At 32.1% G+C, this 19,898-nt stretch carries 18 protein-coding genes and 4 tRNA genes; 17 read left to right on the top strand and 5 right to left on the bottom strand.

All coding sequences use genetic code 11. The features are described 5' to 3' along the window. The first annotated feature begins 85 nt into the window (after positions 1–85). The 6 genes from AC1RPH_RS07460 to nrdG all read left to right on the top strand — a co-directional run bounded on the left by AC1RPH_RS07460 (position 86) and on the right by nrdG (position 3,606). Positions 86–159 (top strand) — tRNA-Trp (locus tag AC1RPH_RS07460). 12 nt (positions 160–171) lie between these two features. After that, positions 172–244: transfer RNA gene (locus AC1RPH_RS07455), tRNA-His, on the top strand. Positions 245–277: 33 nt separating this feature from the next. Continuing rightward, positions 278–348: transfer RNA gene (locus AC1RPH_RS07450), tRNA-Cys, on the top strand. A 12-nt stretch (positions 349–360) separates the two neighbouring features. Then, a tRNA-Leu gene (locus AC1RPH_RS07445) sits at positions 361–444 on the top strand. A 422-nt stretch (positions 445–866) separates the two neighbouring features. Next, complete coding sequence (gene nrdD / locus AC1RPH_RS07440) at positions 867–3,041, top strand: anaerobic ribonucleoside-triphosphate reductase (protein ID WP_481761980.1); 2,175 nt, start codon at positions 867–869, stop codon at positions 3,039–3,041. Next, entirely contained in the window at positions 3,016–3,606 is a 591-nt protein-coding gene (gene nrdG, locus AC1RPH_RS07435; protein ID WP_481761979.1) for an anaerobic ribonucleoside-triphosphate reductase activating protein, read from the top strand. Before nrdD ends, nrdG begins: the two co-directional genes overlap by 26 nt. 47 nt (positions 3,607–3,653) lie before the next feature. Here the strand turns inward: nrdG and AC1RPH_RS07430 are convergent, their stop codons facing one another. From AC1RPH_RS07430 to AC1RPH_RS07420, 3 genes are read right to left on the bottom strand one after another with little or no spacing between them, the layout of a single operon-like run. Next, entirely contained in the window at positions 3,654–4,211 is a 558-nt protein-coding gene (locus AC1RPH_RS07430) for a M15 family metallopeptidase (protein ID WP_481761978.1), read from the bottom strand. Between the two features lie 11 nt (positions 4,212–4,222). Next, positions 4,223–5,269: a sensor histidine kinase gene (locus tag AC1RPH_RS07425; RefSeq protein WP_481761977.1), complete on the bottom strand. Its 1,047-nt coding sequence runs from the start codon at positions 5,267–5,269 to the stop codon at positions 4,223–4,225. Positions 5,270–5,278: 9 nt separating this feature from the next. Further along, the gene (locus AC1RPH_RS07420; RefSeq protein WP_481761976.1) at positions 5,279–5,953 is read right to left on the bottom strand and encodes a response regulator transcription factor; all 675 of its coding nucleotides are present in this window, start codon (positions 5,951–5,953) and stop codon (positions 5,279–5,281) included. 140 nt (positions 5,954–6,093) lie between these two features. Between AC1RPH_RS07420 and AC1RPH_RS07415 the strand changes: the two genes are divergently transcribed. Next, a complete protein-coding gene (locus AC1RPH_RS07415; protein WP_481761983.1) occupies positions 6,094–6,849 on the top strand; it encodes an ABC transporter ATP-binding protein in 756 nt (251 codons plus the stop codon). After that, a complete protein-coding gene (locus tag AC1RPH_RS07410; RefSeq protein ID WP_481761975.1) occupies positions 6,846–8,882 on the top strand; it encodes an ABC transporter permease in 2,037 nt (678 codons plus the stop codon). Before AC1RPH_RS07415 ends, AC1RPH_RS07410 begins: the two co-directional genes overlap by 4 nt. 180 nt (positions 8,883–9,062) lie before the next feature. Here AC1RPH_RS07410 and AC1RPH_RS07405 read toward each other — a convergent pair whose 3' ends face one another. Then, complete coding sequence (locus AC1RPH_RS07405; RefSeq protein ID WP_481761974.1) at positions 9,063–9,572, bottom strand: antibiotic biosynthesis monooxygenase; 510 nt, start codon at positions 9,570–9,572, stop codon at positions 9,063–9,065. Between the two features lie 91 nt (positions 9,573–9,663). Here AC1RPH_RS07405 and AC1RPH_RS07400 point away from each other — a divergent pair, with 91 nt between their 5' ends. The 5 genes from AC1RPH_RS07400 to pepF all read left to right on the top strand — a co-directional run bounded on the left by AC1RPH_RS07400 (position 9,664) and on the right by pepF (position 15,125). Next, a complete protein-coding gene (locus AC1RPH_RS07400) occupies positions 9,664–10,401 on the top strand; it encodes an MBL fold metallo-hydrolase (protein WP_481761973.1) in 738 nt (245 codons plus the stop codon). A gap of 405 nt (positions 10,402–10,806) precedes the next feature. After that, positions 10,807–11,205 (top strand): transcriptional regulator SpxA, encoded by a 399-nt coding sequence (gene spxA / locus AC1RPH_RS07395; protein ID WP_481761972.1) that lies wholly within the window; start codon positions 10,807–10,809, stop codon positions 11,203–11,205. Positions 11,206–11,372: 167 nt separating this feature from the next. After that, positions 11,373–12,047 carry an adaptor protein MecA gene (locus tag AC1RPH_RS07390; RefSeq protein ID WP_481761971.1) on the top strand — a complete coding sequence of 225 codons (675 nt, stop codon included), beginning with the start codon at positions 11,373–11,375 and terminating at the stop codon, positions 12,045–12,047. 66 nt (positions 12,048–12,113) lie between these two features. After that, a complete protein-coding gene (locus tag AC1RPH_RS07385; protein ID WP_481761970.1) occupies positions 12,114–13,256 on the top strand; it encodes a competence protein CoiA in 1,143 nt (380 codons plus the stop codon). 48 nt (positions 13,257–13,304) lie between these two features. After that, positions 13,305–15,125 carry an oligoendopeptidase F gene (gene pepF / locus AC1RPH_RS07380; RefSeq protein WP_481761969.1) on the top strand — a complete coding sequence of 607 codons (1,821 nt, stop codon included), beginning with the start codon at positions 13,305–13,307 and terminating at the stop codon, positions 15,123–15,125. Between the two features lie 44 nt (positions 15,126–15,169). Here pepF and AC1RPH_RS07375 read toward each other — a convergent pair whose 3' ends face one another. Further along, complete coding sequence (locus AC1RPH_RS07375) at positions 15,170–15,787, bottom strand: DsbA family protein (protein WP_481761968.1); 618 nt, start codon at positions 15,785–15,787, stop codon at positions 15,170–15,172. A gap of 252 nt (positions 15,788–16,039) precedes the next feature. On the opposite strand from AC1RPH_RS07375, the gene yjbM reads away from it, so the two are divergent. From yjbM to mgtE, 4 genes are read left to right on the top strand one after another with little or no spacing between them, the layout of a single operon-like run. Beyond that, positions 16,040–16,669, top strand: coding sequence for a GTP diphosphokinase (gene yjbM, locus AC1RPH_RS07370; RefSeq protein WP_481761967.1), 630 nt, complete (start codon positions 16,040–16,042; stop codon positions 16,667–16,669). Positions 16,670–16,708: 39 nt separating this feature from the next. Beyond that, positions 16,709–17,512 carry an NAD kinase gene (locus AC1RPH_RS07365; RefSeq protein ID WP_481761966.1) on the top strand — a complete coding sequence of 268 codons (804 nt, stop codon included), beginning with the start codon at positions 16,709–16,711 and terminating at the stop codon, positions 17,510–17,512. Then, on the top strand, positions 17,502–18,395 hold the full coding sequence (locus tag AC1RPH_RS07360) for an RluA family pseudouridine synthase (RefSeq protein WP_481761982.1): 894 nt from the start codon (positions 17,502–17,504) through the stop codon (positions 18,393–18,395). Before AC1RPH_RS07365 ends, AC1RPH_RS07360 begins: the two co-directional genes overlap by 11 nt. Positions 18,396–18,412: 17 nt before the next feature. Beyond that, the gene (gene mgtE, locus AC1RPH_RS07355; protein ID WP_481761981.1) at positions 18,413–19,780 is read left to right on the top strand and encodes a magnesium transporter; all 1,368 of its coding nucleotides are present in this window, start codon (positions 18,413–18,415) and stop codon (positions 19,778–19,780) included. Positions 19,781–19,898 lie beyond the last annotated feature (118 nt).

Below are 19,898 nucleotides of genomic sequence, written 5' to 3'. Positions count from 1 at the left end.
GAGTAGCGAAGAGGCTAAACGCGGCGGACTGTAAATCCGCTCCTTCGGGTTCGGTGGTTCGAATCCACTCTCTTCCATTTTTTATAGGGGTATAGTTTAAAGGTAGAACTACGGTCTCCAAAACCGTCAGTGTGGGTTCAATTCCTACTACCCCTGCCATTTTTTGTTTTGGCGATATTGGCGAAGTGGTTAACGCACCGGATTGTGGCTCCGGCACGCGTGGGTTCGATTCCCACATGTCGCCTTTTATAAGGTTATATCAAGTAATAATTAATATGGCGGTATAGCCAAGTGGTAAGGCAGAGGTCTGCAAAACCTTCATCACCGGTTCAAATCCGGTTACCGCCTTACACGAGTTATGCCGGTGTGGCGGAATTGGCAGACGCGCTGGACTCAAAATCCAGTTCCAGCAATGGAGTATCGGTTCGACCCCGATCACCGGTATTATTAAGTATTATAGAGAGTATTAGAAAACATGAAAGCCCATTGATTGGGCTTTTTTTGTACGCTAAATTATGAAGAATAATACGAAATTATAGAAAGTTGAGCTTTTGTTGAACTTTTTTGGCTCTTCGTCAACTGTTGTTGGTGGATAATAGTATGAAAATTCTAATCACTTAATAATTAGAGTTTTTTTGGTATAAATTTTTAAGTGTATAAAATATTCTGGTATTGAAATCATATAATAATTTTTTAACTGATATATATACGTCTAACTTTTTAATTACATTTCAAACATCTTGATAGTAAATCATAGTGTACAACAATATATAGATAGTATATATTGTTGTACACTATATATTGTTGTTTTTAAGAGGATAATCAAGTAACATATATTTATTGCTGTAAGAAAAGGAAGGTCACTTATGAAAAAAGTAGAGGTAAAGTTAGATATGCAAGTGCCTGACATATTTGAAAAGCGTGATGGTCGAAAAGTTGATTTTGCATTACGTAAAGTTTTAAGTAGTACTTTGCGTCGATTAAATAGTAAAAAAAATCAAGAAAGCTATCAGGAATTACTATTACATAAATTAAGTAATTATCAAAAAATTAATGCCCAAACGATGTATGGCTTAGTTATAGCTACATATCGTGAATTAGGCTACCGTGATGCATTGGATAGCTTTCAGGAATATAGAATAAATGATGAAAAATTGTGGAAAGAGCAAACTGATCCAGCTGGTCGTTTGGATAAATTATTAAATAAAGATGATACAATTGTTCATGAAAATGCTAATAAGGATAGCAATGTATTCAATACACAACGTGATTTGACGGCTGGGACAGTGGGTAAAACTTTGGGATTAAAATTAATGCCTGAATCACTAGCTAAAGCACATTTACGTGGTTCAATTCATTATCATGATTTAGATTACACACCCTGGAGTCCTATGACTAACTGCTGTCTGATTGATTTTAAAGAGATGTTAACAAATGGATTTAAAATAGGAAATGCTGAAGTTGAAAGTCCTCATTCAATTCAGACCGCAACTGCGCAAATGGCACAAATTATTGCTAATGTAGCCTCAAGTCAGTATGGTGGTTGTTCTGCAGATAGGGTGGATGAGTTACTAGCGCCATTTGCTGAATTAAATTATAAGAAGCATTTAATAGATGCAAAAGTATGGATTGGGAATCCAATAAAACAGATAGAATTTGCTAAACTTAAAACAAGCAAAGATATTTATGATGCCATGCAAGGATTAGAGTATGAAATCAATACTTTATTCTCTTCGCAAGGACAGACGCCGTTTACTACGTTAGGTTTTGGGTTGGGTGAAAGTTGGATTGAACGAGAAATTCAAATCTCAATTTTAAAAATTAGAATAAAAGGATTAGGTCGTGAGCATCGTACGGCAATATTTCCTAAATTAGTATTTACAATAAAAAAGGATTTAAACTTTAAACATGGGGACCCTAACTACGATATTAAGGCCTTAGCTGTTGATTGTGCTACGAAGAGAATGTACCCTGACATATTAATGTATGACAAGATAAAAGAGCTTACGGGCAGTTTCAAGGTACCTATGGGCTGTCGTAGCTTTCTGCAAGGATGGAAAGATAAAAATGGTAATGAAGTCAATTCTGGGCGTATGAATTTAGGCGTTGTTACAGTTAATTTACCACGAATTGCTTTGGAATCCGAAGGTAATATTGATTTATTTTGGGATATCTTTAAAGAGAGGATGCAGGTTTGTAAAGAGGCATTAGTCTTTAAAGTTAACCGTGTCAAGGAAGCTATCCCAGAGAATGCACCCATTCTATATCAACATGGTGCTTTTGGCGAAAGGTTAAAAGCAGACGGAGATGTTGATGATTTATTCAAGAATCGTCGCGCTACGGTCTCATTAGGTTATATTGGACTATATGAAGTTGGAACTGTTTTTTTTGGACCTAATTGGGAAAAAAATGAAAAGGCGCATAATTTTACGATTGACATCGTTAAACGCCTCAAGGAGTATTGTACAGATTGGTCAGATGAATACGATTATCATTTTAGTGTTTATTCAACTCCTAGTGAATCCTTAACAGATCGTTTCTGTGTATTAGACACTGAAAAATTTGGTGAAATTAAAGATGTTACAGAAAAGGAATATTATACAAATAGTTTTCATTATGACGTTAGGAAAAATCCAACTCCGTTTGAAAAATTGTCGTTTGAAATGGAATATCCTAAATATGCATCAGGTGGATTTATTCATTACTGTGAATACCCAAATTTACGTCAAAATCCTAAGGCTTTAGAAGCAGTCTGGGATTGGGCTTATGATAAAATCGGCTATTTAGGAACTAATACCCCTATTGATCATTGTTATAAATGTGGTTTTGATGGTGAATTTAACCCAACTGAACGAGGATTTGAATGCCCTAAATGTCAAAATCATGATCCAAAAACATGTGATGTTGTTAAAAGGACATGTGGATACTTAGGTAATCCACAGCAACGTCCGATGGTTCATGGACGTCATAAAGAAATTGCTTCTCGTGTTAAAAATATGACTTTAGGAATGGTTGATGATGGAACGACAAAAGAGAGTTAAAGCACCACGAAATCCGAAACCTAAAGAATGGATTGCCAGTGAGTTAAGCCAACAGTATATTGCATCTTATAAACCATTTAATTTTGTTGATGGTGAAGGGGTTCGTTGTAGTTTATACGTTAGTGGCTGTTTATTTGCTTGTCCGGGTTGTTATAATAAGGCAGCGCAAAATTTTAGATATGGGACACCATATACAAAAGAGCTTGAAGATCAAATAATAACTGATTTAAGCGAAGACTATTGCCAAGGATTAACTTTATTAGGCGGAGAGCCTTTTGTTAACACGCAGGTTTGTTTAAGCTTAGTGAATCGTATTCATGATACTTATGGATGGACGAAAGATATCTGGTCTTGGACTGGTTATACATGGGATGAATTAATGCTTGAATCTGATGATAAACTTGAATTACTTTCAAAGATTGATATTTTAGTCGACGGTCGATTCGAATTACCAAAAAAAGATTTAACTTTGCAATTTAGAGGTAGCTCAAATCAAAGAATTATTGATGTTCAAAAATCATTAATTGCGGGTGAAGTTATTCTCTGGGATAAATTGTTAAGATAAAAAACTTGTCACAATACCTTGTATGTAAGGTGTTGTGACAAGTTTTTTTAATAATCATTTGGATTCGCGATAAGTGGTGAATAGTCATTCATATCAGAATCTCTATAGTCCCACCATTCTTCAGAATATCCGATAAAACCAGCAGTTATCATAGCGTTATTTAGTATATCGTAATTTATTTGTTGTTGAGGTGTTCGTTTATAATTTCTTCCAGCTCGTTCTGAAAAGTCGTCAAATTCACTTTGCATGTTAAGCTCGTGGCCATCCATATCACAGATAGTTAAATCAAATGTCACGCCTTTTTGATGACTGAAATTAGGATTTGGCTTCGCTACAAAATTAGGATCGGGATAAACGTCAAATAATTTTTTTTGAGCAGAGACTGGTCTGTAGGCGTCCCAAATTTTTAAACGATAGCCTTGAGTTTTGAGTAATTGACTTGCGATACCAAGTTTCTTAGCTGTTCCTGTTCTAGCGATTGCTGTAGAAAAGTCATAAATAATTTGGTTAGTAAAGTTGTCTTTTGTAGCATAGCGTAAATCTACAATAATATTAGGATCAATATCTTTAATATTTGTAAAACCGAGTTCAATTTCTGATAACATGATAGACCCTCCTAGCGAAGAATTTCGCCCATTTCATCATTATAATAAGAAAGTTTAGGAAATATAATTTTAACTGTAGTACCTTCATTTTTTGGAGATTCAATTTCTAATTGGTGACCTAATTTTTGACTTAGTTGATTTGCTAAATAAAGGCCTAATCCGGTTGCATTTTGGTTGAATTGACGCCCGTTATTCCCGGTAAATCCTTTGTCAAAAACGCGAGCTAAATCTGCGTTCGGGATACCAATGCCATTATCTTTAATGGCTAATATCGTTTCTTTTTCAGTATCTTTAAGAGAAATAACGATTTCACCATTATTTGGTGTGTATTTTAATGAATTGGTAATCACTTGATTTAAGATAAAACGTAGCCATTTTGAATCAGTTAGAACGGAAATATCTGTACTGTTAAAAACGAAACGAATATGTTTTGAAAAAAATAAGTTCATATTATCCCGAATGACAAGATTAACTACTTTTTTTAGTGAATCATCTTGAATTAAATAATCATTTGAAAAGCTATCTAAACGAGAATAATAAATCACTTGTTCAACAAAATTTTCAATGTTTTTTAATTCAATTTCAGTTTGCATGACTTGTTTTTCAGATAGCTTGCCATCAGATGTTTCAATTAGTAACTGAATAGCAGCTAAGGGAACTTTAATATCATGAATCCAAGCATTTAAAAAATCCTCTTGTTCTTGTTGTTTAGACAAGATATTATTTATTTGTATTTGATGATTGTTTAATAGGGCATTAACATAACCCTGATATAAACGTTGTTCATTGGAATGTGCACCATTAATAGGAATCAATAAATCTGCTGTTGCTGGATCAATTGGTAATTTAAATTTTTGGTACCATTGATGATTAATCCAGTAACGTGTTACAACAAAAATACTTGATATAATAACTACCAGAATATCTATATATAATAATGTAGATAAAACAATGTTATGGAATGGATCAAACCACAATACAAGATTAATTAAGAGAATAACTAGAAGGAAAAAGATGATTGTTGTAATTCTATCTGAAATGTACTTAAAAAATGTCATTAGTGTCTCCTAAGGGATAAGATAACCTTGTCCTACCTTTGTCTCGATAAAATTGGGTAATCCAGCTTGTGCTATTTTTTTACGAACGCGATTAATATTAACGGTTAACGTATTGTCATCAACAAAATGTTCGTCTTCCCAGAGTTCTCGAAGTAATTTTTCACGGCTAACAATTTTCCCTGTCTGACGCATTAAATATTGCAGTAACTGGTACTCATTTTTTGATAAATCAATAATTTTATCGTTAAATTTTGCAGTTCCATTTTGTAAATTCAAAAAAAGGCCATTATGCTCGAGTGTTTCTGGTCCCATTTCTGCGTAATTGTAAGTGCGTCGTAATAATGCAGAAATTTTTGCAACTAAAACTTCCATTGAGTAAGGTTTATTTACGAAGTCATCGCCACCCATATTCATTGCCATAACCATATCCATATTGGTATTTCGGCTTGAGATAAATATAATTGGTACATTTGATATTTCACGGATTTTTTTACACCAGTAAAAGCCATCAAAATCGGGTAAATTAATGTCTAATAAAACTAAATGTGGTTTTTTTTCAATGAATTCAAGATCAATTTCACTAAAATTATTAATTAAAATAGGGTTGAATCGCCATTTTGCTAGACTATCTGCAGTAATGTTGGCAATTGTTTTATCATCTTCAACAATCATTATACTAAACATATTATCACCTCTTTAAAGTAAGAACTATTTACCCTACAATACCGGTTTTTAGCATTAAATTCAAATAGATAAAAAGCGTAAATAAATATTGGCGTAATTATCCTATATATAGGATAATACTTGGTAATAGGAGAAATGAAATTATGACATTTATTGAAGTAGATCACGTTAAAAAAATTTATGGAATGAAGTTTAATAGATCGACTGCAATTGATAATATTTCGTTTGTAATTGATTCAGGAGAATTTGTTGGTATTATGGGACCATCTGGTGCAGGAAAAACGACGTTATTAAATATGATGTCGACTATTGATAAGCCAACTTTTGGACATGTTAGAATAGATAACCAGGATATAACACAATATAATGAAAAAAAATTGTCTGAGTTTAGAAGACAACAGTTAGGGTTTATTTTTCAAGATTTTAATTTACTTAATTCGTTGACTATCAAGGAAAATATAATTTTGCCCTTAGCATTGGATAAAGTAAATGTAGAAATAATTGAGGCAAAACTTGCTAATATTGCTAATATTTTAAATTTAAATAATATTTTAAAACATTTTCCAAATGAAATTTCAATTGGTCAACAGCAGAGGGTTGCAGTTGCACGAGCTATTATAACGGCACCCAAAATGTTATTCGCAGATGAACCGACAGGAAGTCTAGATTCAAAAGCAGCTACGGAACTATTGAAGTATTTAACAGACGTGAATGAAAAGCAAAAGATGACGCTCATGATGGTAACTCATGATGCATTTACAGCTAGTTATTGTAAAAGAATTATTTTTATTAAAGATGGGAATATCTTTGCCGAAATTAGGCGAGATGGCTCTAGAAAAGAATTTTTCCAAAAAATAATTGATATGCAAGCAGCTATTGGTGGGGGAAAGCAATGAAACCACTAGTGAATATTGTTTTTAAAAGTATTTGGCGCAGTTTATGGGATTATTTAATTTACATTATTGCTAGTGCGATAGCAGTTACAGTTTATTTTTCATTTTTGTCAATGTCAATTAACAAAGAGTTAACACAAAATGCGCGCGTAGAGTTACCAATTTCTGTTACTTTACGTATTAGTAGTTTTTTAATTTTGATTTTTATTGCTTGTTTCATGATGTACACTAATCTTTTTGTGGCGAAACGGCGAGAAAAAGAAATTGCTGTTTACCATCTTCTTGGAGTGAAAAAAAAAGAAATTGCGACAATGCTATTTATTGAAAATTTAATTCTAGGTAATATAGCATTACTGATTGGTTTAGTGGTTGGTGCGATCTTTTCTAAATTATTTGCTATGATTTTGTTGAGGGCTATGTTTATTGTGGCAGATACCAATATTATTATATCTTGGCATAGTTTAATTAGTACAATAGTTATCTTTAACGTTATCTTTTTAATGATGTCAACTGTTAATGCAAGTGTTATTTATCGTAAACAATTAGTTTCATTGTTTAAAAATAGTGATAATGCCAGTGTCGAAAAATTTGGACCATTTAAACGATTTATGGCTATCATTAGTATCTTTTTTATTATTGTACCTTTATTTATGGCAGTAAATTTTGAAAATTTGGGACCTATTTTTAATGTTTGGTTACGTAAAAATGATTATTTTTTAGCAGTATTGATTATTGCAATTATGATTATCTTAGGGACTCTTTTGATTTTTAATTATTTGGTGCCGATAATGATAAGTATGATACAAAAATGGCGACATTTTATGTATCGGGGTGGTAGGCTACTTGCTTTTTCTAATTTAAAAGTCAGTTTAAGACAAAATAAGGTCATCTTAAGTTTAATGACTTTATTAATAATGTTCTCTTTATCTGTATTTATTGGAGTGGCTACGTTGTATTCATATTCCCAAAAAACAATTGATCAAGTGGCACCAGCTCATTTTATTACGGACGATTATCATTTAAAAACTGTAAAAAAAGTATTAAAACAAAACAATTTAATAGTGAAACAGCAAGTAAGTGGACATCTTAAAATTGTACCGATGAAAACAAGTGTTCAATTAAAAGCAAATAATCAAAGTGAAGCTAAAATTGTGCCAATTACAATAATGTCAGAAACAGATTATAATCATGCGCGTAAAATTCAAGATGATTTAGAACCGATTAAGATTAAATCGAATGAGACAGTTATGATTTTACACAAGTTAGCAAGATATCAAATTAATGATGATAACCAGCTCATTCAATTTAAGCAAAAATCAATGAACAAATTAAAGATAAAAACATACTTAAGTACGTTTCCGTATGGTGAAATACATTACATTCAAAATTTGTTAATTGTTAAAGATAGTGTCTACAAACGTGTTGATAGCAACACAAAATATGGACTTACAGCTATTAATATTAAAAATTATCAGGAATTTGCACAATCTAAAAATGATTTCGGACATAAATTAGATAATCAATCTAAAGAACAGACCTATTTGCAGCAGACAGGGACAACATTATCGAATGTCCGTTATAAATTTTCTAATCAAATTAAGTCAAACTACCATTATCGAAATTTGGGTGTGAGAAATCAAGTTGAAAAAAATGTTAACGAATTAGATGGGTTTTATATTTATATAGCATGTTTTATTAGTATTATTTTAGTATTAGCAACTTGTAGTATTTTAATGTTACAACAAATGATAGATCTTAGACAAAATCAAAAAACTTATTCACTAATGCAAAGTCTAGGTGTGACCAAAAAAGAGATTAAGCGAATTATTTATCAGCAAACAGCCAGTTTATTTTTAATTCCGGTTATTTTAGGATCGATAGAAGCAATATTTACTTTTAATATTTATGTCGCATTATTTGATCAACCTAACCTAAATGTTCTCATTTTCTTCTGGGGGACCTTCTATGTGATGTATTTAGGCTTATTTTTAATTACCGTGAGAGTGTTGAATCGGATAATAAATAACAGAGTTTAAGAACGGTTAAATGATTAATAGCCTAAAAGTTAGAAAACTTTTTAGGCTATTTTTTGGTTGGAAATTAAACATTTTTGGGGAATAACTATTGTAAAAAAATAGCTAATTAATGACTTGTTTGAGTCATTAATTAGCTATTAATATCGTTTGTGGAATACGGATTGTTTTTAACTAATTGGATTAATCTTTTATATTAATTAATTCATTAACAGAATACACTGCGTCTATGGGAGTAATTTGAAACTCACTTTCATAGTACTTTAACTGTTTATAATTTGACGTTTTACGCCAATTAATAAAATCAGATTGTTGCTTCCAAATTGTTAAAAAAACATAATTATAACCTTTAGATAAAGACTGTAATGTGTAAAAAGAAATGATACCAGTTGGTTTTGTTTGTTCATTAATAAAAGTTTGTACTTGAGCTAAGTAAACTTTACTTTCTTCATCGCTCAAAGTAATATATTTAAAATGATAAAAACCTTGCCATGAATCCATTCCTACATGATATCGAACACGGAAGTCTAATCCAGAGTAGAAAATAGAATTATCATCTGATGTGTCTAATAAGTAAGAATTATTGTACTTATTAATTGGATTAAGTAGAATAAATGATCGGGATGGATTATTTCGAATTATAGACTTTAAAAAATATTCAGCGCCTAATGCTGTGTTTATATGATTTAACAAAGATACATCTCCCATTTACTTTAATTCATTATTAAGTATAGCCCAAAAAAAGGTATAATAGAGTCAAAAGTAACAGGAAGGACAATTAAAAATGAAGTTGACAATTTTAGGATTCTATGGGGGTTATCCTGCCCATACAGTTGGAACTAGTTCATATTTAATTCAGAGTAATGGTTTTAATTTATTGTTGGACTGTGGAAGTGGAGCAATGCTTAGTCTAGAACCTAAACTAGATTCCTTGAAGTTAGATGCAGTTGTTTTATCACATTATCATCAGGATCATATCGCAGATGTCGGCGTTTTACAGTATAGCTGGCAGATTAACGGTGAACAAGTGAAGCAACCACTTCCTATTTATGGGCCATCTATTGATCAAGAAGCATTAGCAAAATTAACTTGGGCAAATGCGACAATTGGAATAGGATATAAGAATAAAGAAGTTATAGACATTGGGCCTTTTACTTTTGAATTTTTAGAAACAATTCACCCAGTGCCTACATATGCTATGAGAATAACGGAACGGGCAACTGGGAAGGTCTTTGTTTTTACAGCTGATACGGCGTATGACGAAAAATTAAATGAAATTAGTCAAAATGCAGATATATTAATGACCGATACAAACTTTTTTGATGATAAAATTGGCAAAAAATGGCATATGACATCTACCGAGTCTGGAAAGTTTGCTCGTTTAAATAATGCTAAAAGATTAATTTTAACGCATTTACCAGCAAATGGTTCCCACGAATTATTAAAAGAACAAGCTGAATTATCAGCTGGCAATAATATCGATATAATACTCGCAAAAAAATATTTAGAACTAATTTTGTAATCGGATACATATTGTTAAATTTTTTTAACAATATGTATCTTTTTTTTGAAAAATAAAATAATGATAAGATTGTTGCAAATAAACGATTAAGTGCGTGTTACGTACTTTTAGTAAGTATATATCGAGTGTAAAGTATATTAAATAATTGAGATAGCAAATTATTTTTCATTCAATAAATAATAATAACTATAAAATATATGTAATATCATACTCGAAATATAAAAAACAATATCAAAAATGATGTCATTTAATCATTTAATAATGAACACAAATGAATTAAATGTATTATTAGTAAAAATATTAATTAGTAAATTTTTTTAATAAAATGGTAGTAATTTGTTTGATAATAAGTTACAATTGTTTTATAGGAATTGATAAATTTTTTATTAAAAGGAGAGAGCGCATATGGTAACTTTATATACTTCACCAAGTTGTACATCTTGTCGAAAAGCACGTGCATGGCTTAAGGAAAATAATATTCCATTCCAAGAACGTAATATTTTTTCTGAGCCTCTCAACATTGATGAAATTAAAACAATTTTGCAAATGACTGAAAATGGAACAGAAGAAGTTATTTCTAAACGCTCAAAAGTTTATCAGGAACTAGATATGGACTTAGACGATTTACCACTTCAAGAATTATTCTCATTAATTCAAGATAATCCTGGTTTATTACGTCGTCCTATTATTCTAGATGAAAAACGATTACAGGTTGGATATAACGAAGACGAAATTCGTCGCTTCTTACCAAGGGATGTACGTGCTTTAGAATTACAAAAGGCACAATTACTTGCTGGATTTTAATTAATTTAAAATTAAATAATATTGAAACATTAGTTTTTAATAAGGTAACATGGTAAAATTCAGGAAGACGCATTCCTGAATTTTTTTTATTTAGTTTAAACTACTTTACAAATAGTAAATTTTAGATAGAATTAAGGTCAAGTTATCAGAAAGATGGGTGATTAGTAATGAAAATGGAAAAAATAAATGAAAATACAATTCGTGTTTTAGTTGAAGATGAAGATTTATCTAAAAGAGGTATTACTGTTTTAGATTTATTAGGTAATAGAACTCAAATTGAAGATTTCTTTTATAGTATTTTACGCGAAGTAGACACGGAACATGAATTTGAAAATAATGAAGCAGTTACCTTCCAGGTATTACCTAATCGAGATGGCTTGGAGTTATTTATCAGTCGTGGAAAGCCAGACGAGACGCAAAATCCGAAAGAAATAAACATTTCTGATTTATCTGAGAATGATGATCTAGGAAGCTTTATAAAAGATAGATTAGCTGAGCTTGAAGACAGTGACAATGACTCACAAGATACTGTTGGATCGGGTTATAAAAAATCTGCTCAAACAAGAATGTTTGAATTTGGGGACTTCGAAGATTTTATTCAATTAGCTAAAATTTTTAGACCAACAAATACACAAAGCAATTTATTTAAAGTCCAAAATAAATATTTTTTAGAACTAATTTTTGATAAAGATAATACAACAAAAGAAACAATCGAAAATGATATAGCTGTCGCATTAGAGTATGCACAGGTTGTCTCATCGACAGGACCATTTATGGAAGAACGTGGTAAAAAGATTATGTCATCTGACGCACTCTCTGAGGCAAGAAGATACTTTAAATAAACAAACTAATCGAAAAAGGTTAGTTTGTTTTTTTGCGTATTTAAATTGTAACAAGGGGTAATTTGAATGATATTTGCAAAACAAGAACACGTAGATGAGTTGGTATGCGCAATAAATTTTAAGCAAAACAATAAATATTTTTGTCCTGGTTGCGGAGAGCGTGTTGTCTTTAAAGAAGGCCCGCAAAAACAAGCTCATTTTGCTCATTTTAAAAAGTCATGTCATTTTTTTTCAGAAGGTGAAACGAAAATACATGTCACAGGGAAAAATTTAATTAAAATGTGGGCAGAAAAAAGACATAAAAGAGCAGATATTGAGCAATATTTGCCTAAACTAAAGCAACGACCGGATGTTTTAATAAATTTAAAAAATAGCCAGTTAGTCGTAGAGTACCAATGCAGTCCGTTGACGCTAAAAGATTTTAACAAAAGGACTGACGGTTATAAACAAAATGGGTATCGTATTTTTTGGATTCTAGGGATGAAACATCGTTTAAATAAAAAATTAACACAACAACAAGCAATGTTTATAAATTTCCATAAAAATATTGGTTATTTCTTAGTATTTATCGATACTGAGCGACAGTGTTTAATTTTAAATTATGAATTATGGTTTGAAAATTTATATGGTATTCGTTACTGCACAAAAGTATTTAATGATGTAACAGACTTAATGGTATTTATCAAAAATAATTGTAGGAATAAAACTTTGAATTTGTCACCAGCAGACTTGTTCCGTCAATTGACTAAGTTAGAGAAAAATTGTTATTATTTGAATCATTATTTAAAGCAACAGATTGATTTTTGCTACATGCAGCGATATTATTTTATGGGATTTCCGATATATTGCTTGAGTCAGACGCGTCTTCCGCCAATCTATCGACATGATGACTTTTTTTGGAGAATTCGAGTTATTTTAGATTTGCAAAAATATACCACTGATGTTATTTCGAAAAAAGAGCTTGAGTTATTATTTAACCTGCAACAAAAAATCACAAAAACTCTTTTTGAAATGCCACTTGTTGGTCATCTAGCAATTAAACAAGTTAATAATGCATATATTAAGGGTTTAATTAAAAATCATATTTTAATACCAATTAAAGAATCCGAAAATTATCGAATTGACAATCAGATTGTATGGTCCAGTGATATATCGCTAAAAATGGAAAATTTACAGTTGAGGCATACATTTATTTCAAATTTTGATTAAAAATATGTTATCTTATAGGAGTAAATAAACGATATTCGGAGGCTTTTTATGACAGTAGCTAAGCAATTACCAAAGCGTGAAGAGGTACCAGAAAATTTAACGTGGGATGTAGAAAAAATATATGGTTCAGATTCATTATTTGAAGAGGATTACAAAAAAATTGAAGAATCTGTAGTAACTATCGCTAACTTTAAAGGTACATTGAGTCAAGATAGTACAACAATGTTACGTGGATTAGAAGCTATTTTGGCGCTTGAACGGATGCTCGAAAAAGTATACGTGTATGCGAATTTAAAAAATGATCAAGATACAGAAAATTCAACATATCAAGCTTTAAATTCAAGGGCTGGCGCCTTGGCAGCTAAGGTATCGGCTGCTATTTCTTGGTTTGAACCTGAAATTATTGCGATACCAGAGGATACTTTAAAGCAATTTATGTCTGATAATCCTGATTTAAAAGGCTATCGTCATTTTTTTGATAGTTTATTATTGGAGAAGGATCATGTCCTTTCGCATGCTGAAGAAACGCTCTTAGCTGGAGCAGGGGATATATTTAGCGCCTCTTCTAAAACGTTTGAAATACTGAACAATGCTGATTTGAAATTTCCAGTTGTTCAAGACGAACAAGGTAATGATGTTCAATTATCACAAGGTATTTATGGGGTCCTTCTAGAATCAACTTCTAGAAGTGTTAGAGAACAGGCCTTTAAAAAATTATATGAAGTCTATGGTCAATTTCAAAACACACTAGCTTCAACACTTTCAAGCCATGTTAAAGTTCATAACTATAGTGCACAAGTTCGACATTATAAAAGTGCCAGAGATGCGTCATTATCAAATAATCAGATACCTGAAGTTGTCTACAATACACTAATTGAGCAGGTTAATAAGAATTTACCGTTGTTACACCGTTATGTTGCATTACGTAAGAAAATTTTAAAAGTTGAAAAATTACATTCATACGATTTATATACACCAATAACAGGCGAACCCGCACTAAGTTACACGTATGATGAAGCGAAAAGTGAGGCATTAAAAGCCTTAGATAAAATGGGACCTGATTATCTAAGTCATGTTCAAGAGGCATTTGATAACCGTTGGATTGATGTTGTTGAAAATCAAGGTAAAAGAAGTGGTGCCTATTCATCAGGTATGTATGATACAGCACCATATATGTTATTAAACTGGCAAAATAATGTAAATAATCTTTATACATTGGTACATGAAATGGGACATAGTATTCATAGTTACTATACGCATCATAATCAGCCTTATTTGTATGGTGATTATCCAATTTTTTTAGCAGAAATTGCGTCAACAACTAATGAAAATACGTTAACACATTATTTATTAAAGACTCAAACAGATCCTAAGGTTAGGGCATTTTTACTTAATTATTATTTAGACGGGTTTAAAGGAACTATCTTCCGTCAAACACAATTTGCAGAATTTGAACATTGGATTCATGAGGAAGACGCGGTTGGAAACCCACTAACGGCTGATAAACTGTCTAAATACTATGCTGATTTAAATCAAAAATATTATGGAGAGAGTTTAGAACGTGATCCAGAAATTGCAATGGAATGGTCAAGAATTCCGCATTTTTATTATAATTATTATGTCTATCAATATGCAACAGGGTTTGCTGCTGCAACCACTTTATCTGAGGGAATCACTAGTGGAAAACCTGATGCATTAGAAAACTATTTGAATTATTTGAAAGCTGGGAGTTCAGATTTTCCAGTTGATGTCATGAAAAAAGCAGGTGTAGATATGACTAAGTCAGCATATCTAGTTAACGCATTTGCTGTATTTGAAGCAAGATTGAATGAATTAGAGGCATTATTACCTCAAATCTTAGAGAAATAAAAAATACGTAACTTAGTTAAAAAACTAAGCTACGTATTTTTATTTTATAAAACGTATAGTTGGTTTTGAGGGTTAATTGCTTGATGTAAGTCATTTTGAATATTAAAATCACCAGCACAAACTTTCGAAATATCTACTAAATCAGCATCTGGGAAGGATACACCACAGTCTAGACCATCAATATTATTAATGACGATTGTGGGATGCATTGTAACGTTCATATCATTGGCAATTTTTTGATCATTTTTAAATGATTTTTTTGCTAACACTGAATGTCTATCTTCATTAAACATTTCCCAGTTTAAGTTAACTTCTTTAGCAACTCGTTGAATGAGCTCTTCTGAGTAACAAGTGCTATCTTGAACTAAAGCCGCTTGAATTGCCATTAAGAAATCACGTCCACGTTTTTTTCCTTGAAAAAGAGCTGCTTTATAATCTAAAGCGGCTTGGTAAATTGACCCAGATAACACATTTCGAAGCGCTAAGTTACGTGTATCAAGATTTTTTTCAATCATGACATTGTGCACTGTTTGGATGTTTAACATGGGTACAAATTGGAATGAGATTTTTTGGGGAGATAGACGAATAAAGTCTAAAACCTTTTGTTCAGATTTGAAGCATTTTGTACCTAATGGGTTGACAAATAAATAAATTTCTAGCAAGAGTACTCCTCCAATTATAGTGATTAGATTTAAAATCGTGTGGGGTTTGATTTCATTTCTGTTTTAATAACTATTACCACTTTACCAAATTTTTTTTTTTTTTCAATTATTAACACTTAATTAATAACAGATATTATTAAAATTACTTGTTTTTTGAAAGATTTGGTAACATTGTGAGGTTAATTCGGAACTGAATCACTAATTTATGCTAAAATGAGATGAGTAAATTGAATAATAGAATAGAGTGATAAAATGGTAGAAGATTGGAAATATTTCTTTAGACCCTATGAACAGGCCGTTTCAGAAATGAAAATAAAAATGCGTGGTTTAAGAAAACAGTTCACGGGTATTGGTCAACATTCGCCAATTGAATTTGTGACAAGTCGGGTTAAATCAGTTGATAGTATTTTAGAGAAAATTGAACGACGTCAAATTTCTGAAGAACGTTTAGAAACTGACATGCAAGATATTGCGGGTATTCGCATTATGTGCCAATTTGTTGATGATATTTATCAGGTTGTTGACTTATTACGTTCTCGAAATGATATGACCGTTGTAGAAGAACGTGACTACATTACTAATAAAAAAGCGAGCGGTTATCGCTCATATCATATTGTACTTAAGTACCCGGTTCAAATGATAAATGGAGAAAAAAATGTACTTGTTGAAATTCAAATTCGCACGTTAGCTATGAATTTTTGGGCAACGATTGAGCACTCTTTAAATTATAAATATCAAGGAGAATTTCCTAGCCAATTAAATGCACGGCTCGAACGGGCAGCAGAGGCTGCGTTTAAATTAGACACTGAAATGTCCGAAATTAGAGAAGAGATTCAAGAAGCGCAGCATTTATTTTATGGTAAGGGTTTAAACAAAAAATAAACATTAGGTATCATGGGCGTCAGGAAAAGAGGGTTACGAATGAAAGTTGCTATTTTCGAAAATGATGGGGAAAAATCGCAAAAAGTTGGTAAAGAACTGTATCAAAAACTAACGGATGCACATATCGTAATTGATAATAGTCATCCTGAAATTGTGATTACGGTTGGTGGGGATGGAACTTTGCTTTCTGCTTTCAAACATTACCAAGATAACCTTGAAAACATTAGATTTGTTGGCGTACATACAGGGCATTTAGGTTTTTATACGGATTGGCGAGATGATGAAATTTCAGATTTAGTTACTAGTCTCCAATCAGATAATAAACAATCAATTAATTATCCATTATTAGATGTTAAAGTTGATTATTTTGATGCAGAATCAGAAAGATTTCTTGCATTAAATGAATCAACCTTAAAAAGGATTAACAATACAATGGTAACGGATGTTTATATTGGTGATCAGTTATTTGAAAAGTTTCGTGGAGATGGTTTGTGCATTTCTACGCCTACTGGATCTACTGCCTATAATAAATCGGTTGGTGGAGCGGTTATTCATCCCGAACTCGAGTCAATACAAATGGCAGAAATTGCGTCTATTAACAATCGTGTGTTTAGGACGCTAAGCTCACCAGTTATTGTGGCTTCAAATGATTGGATTACACTGAAACCAACACAAAGCAGTGACTTTGTTTTTAGTATAGACCAAGAAATCTATCATAATCGGCAAATTAAGGCAATTAAATATAAAATAGCGAAGGAACACATTTGTTTTGCCAAATATCGACATAATAATTTCTGGAAACGTGTAAATGAGGCGTTTATTGGTAGTGATTATGCAGATTGATTGGCAGTATACAGGGACGTCTCCTCAAAAAGTGAAGACTTTTCTGAAAAATGAAGGTGTATCTAGGCGATTACTTGCAACGCTTAAGTATTGTGGTGGTAAGCTATTAGTCAACGATAACGAGCAGTGGGCAATTGACTTCATTCAAACAAATGATAAAGTGAGTATTGTTCTACCAGCTGAGAAAAATAAAAATGAATTAAAAAAATCGTTTGTACCAATTGATATCGTTTTTGAAGATCGCGATTTTTTAATTATTAATAAACCAGCACATGTTGCCTCAATTCCTTCATATTTACATCCGGAGGATACCTTGATTAATCGTGTCGCAGGCTATTATCAAAATCGACATTTAAATGATTTTATTCCACATATTGCGACGCGACTTGATCGTGATACGAGTGGGTTAGTATTGTTTGCTAAACATCGATTTGCTCACGCTTTATTGGATCAACAGTTACAAAATCATCTAATTAAAAAGTACTATACAGCATTTGTCGAAGGACAGATTGAAACTCCGCATGGGACAATTGATGAGCCAATTATGCGTGATCCAGAATCATTCATTAAGAGGCAGGTTGGCCATGGGGAAGGTAGTCAAGTAGCTTTAACTGAGTATTGGTTAGAGAAATCTGTAAAAGGTATTAGTCAATATAAAATCCAATTACATACGGGGAGAACACATCAAATTCGTGTTCATTTTGCATCCACAGGGCATCCCTTAGTTGGTGATACATTGTATGGTGGGCATATAATTATGCCAATGCAACGCCAAGCGCTACACTGTAGTGAAATTGAGTTTTATCAACCATTTACACATGAACAGATAAATGTTCAGAGTCACCTTGCATCGGATATGCAAAAATTTATAAATAAAAAATAAACGAGGTATTCATCATGGTGGATACAGAAAAATATAACCAAATAAAAACTGAAGAAATTATTGATTCGCTTGAAAAGAATCAACAATATAATTTTCACAATGAATTTACAGATTTGCATGTTTATGAGCAAGCTGAGATTTTTTCAGTGCTTAATAAAGAGCAACGCCAAAAGGTGTATCAGTACCTGACGCCTAAGGAATTGAGTGACACATTTGATGCCGCTGAAGATGATCCGGAAGATGTTGTTAAATATTTTGATGAAATGTCTCTAAAGTATGTGGCTGAGTTATTAGATAATATGTACACTGATAATGAGGTTGACCTGTTGGGACAACTGGATCAGCATAAATTAGCGAGATATTTAGGTCTGATGGATAAAGATAAGGCCTATGAAATAAAAAGTCTGCTGCATTATGAAGATAAGACAGCTGGTGCTATTATGTCAACTGATTTTGCCTCAATAACCTCAGATCAAACAGTGAGTTCTGCAATGCGTACTTTAAGAGAAGAAGCAAGTGATGCGGAAACAATTTACTATGATTATGTTATTAATAATGATCAGCGTTTGATGGGGATTGTAACATTACGTAATTTATTAATGAGTAATGAGAAGGCGTTAATTGGAGATATCATGACGACACCAGTTATGTCTGTTAAAGCTGATGACGATCAAGCAGACGTTGCCAAGATGATTCGGGATTATAACTTTTTAGCAATGCCAGTTACAAATTATGATGAACAATTAATTGGTGTGATTACTGTTGATGATATTATTGATGTTATTGATGAAGAATCGGCTGAGGATTACTCTGGTTTGGCCGGTGTCGATACTGAAGATCAAACAGAAAATCCATTTAAAGCAGCATCAAAACGTTTGCCATGGTTGATAACGTTATTATTTTTAGGTATGTCAACGGCAAGTTTAGTTAGTCATTTTGAAGGGTTACTGAGTGAAGCAAGTATTTTAGCTGTCTTCATTTCATTGATTACAGGAACGGCCGGTAATGCCGGAACACAAAGTTTAGCTGTTGCTGTTCGACGCCTAGCTGTAAAAGATGACAATGAACAAAGTGTGCTTAGACTAATTATAAGTGAAGTTTTCACTGGATTAGTAATTGGGGTTGTAACGGGTATTTCCGTCACTTTAATTGTCGGACTCTGGAAGGGTAACTTTGTTCTCGGGATGGTGATAGGACTTGCAATGATGTGCGCTATTACGGTGGCAAATTTAGCGGGTAGTTTTATACCAATTTTAATGGATAAAATTGGTGTTGATCCAGCAGTTGCATCAGGGCCATTTATTTCGACATTGAGTGATTTAACTTCTGTGTTAATTTATTTTAGTATTGCACAAGTATTCTTAAAATTTTTTATTGCGACTTAAAGAAAAACTTAAAAAGGTTCCAACAACTTCAGATTGAGTGATGTAATAATCCCTTTATGGTTGTCAGATGAAATAATATAATTTCATCCGATAATCATGGAGGGATTTTTGTATGTCC

Source organism: Dellaglioa sp. CoH-57-MRSF-16 (assembly GCF_056782055.1).
This window is presented reverse-complemented; position numbering and strand designations above follow the sequence as displayed.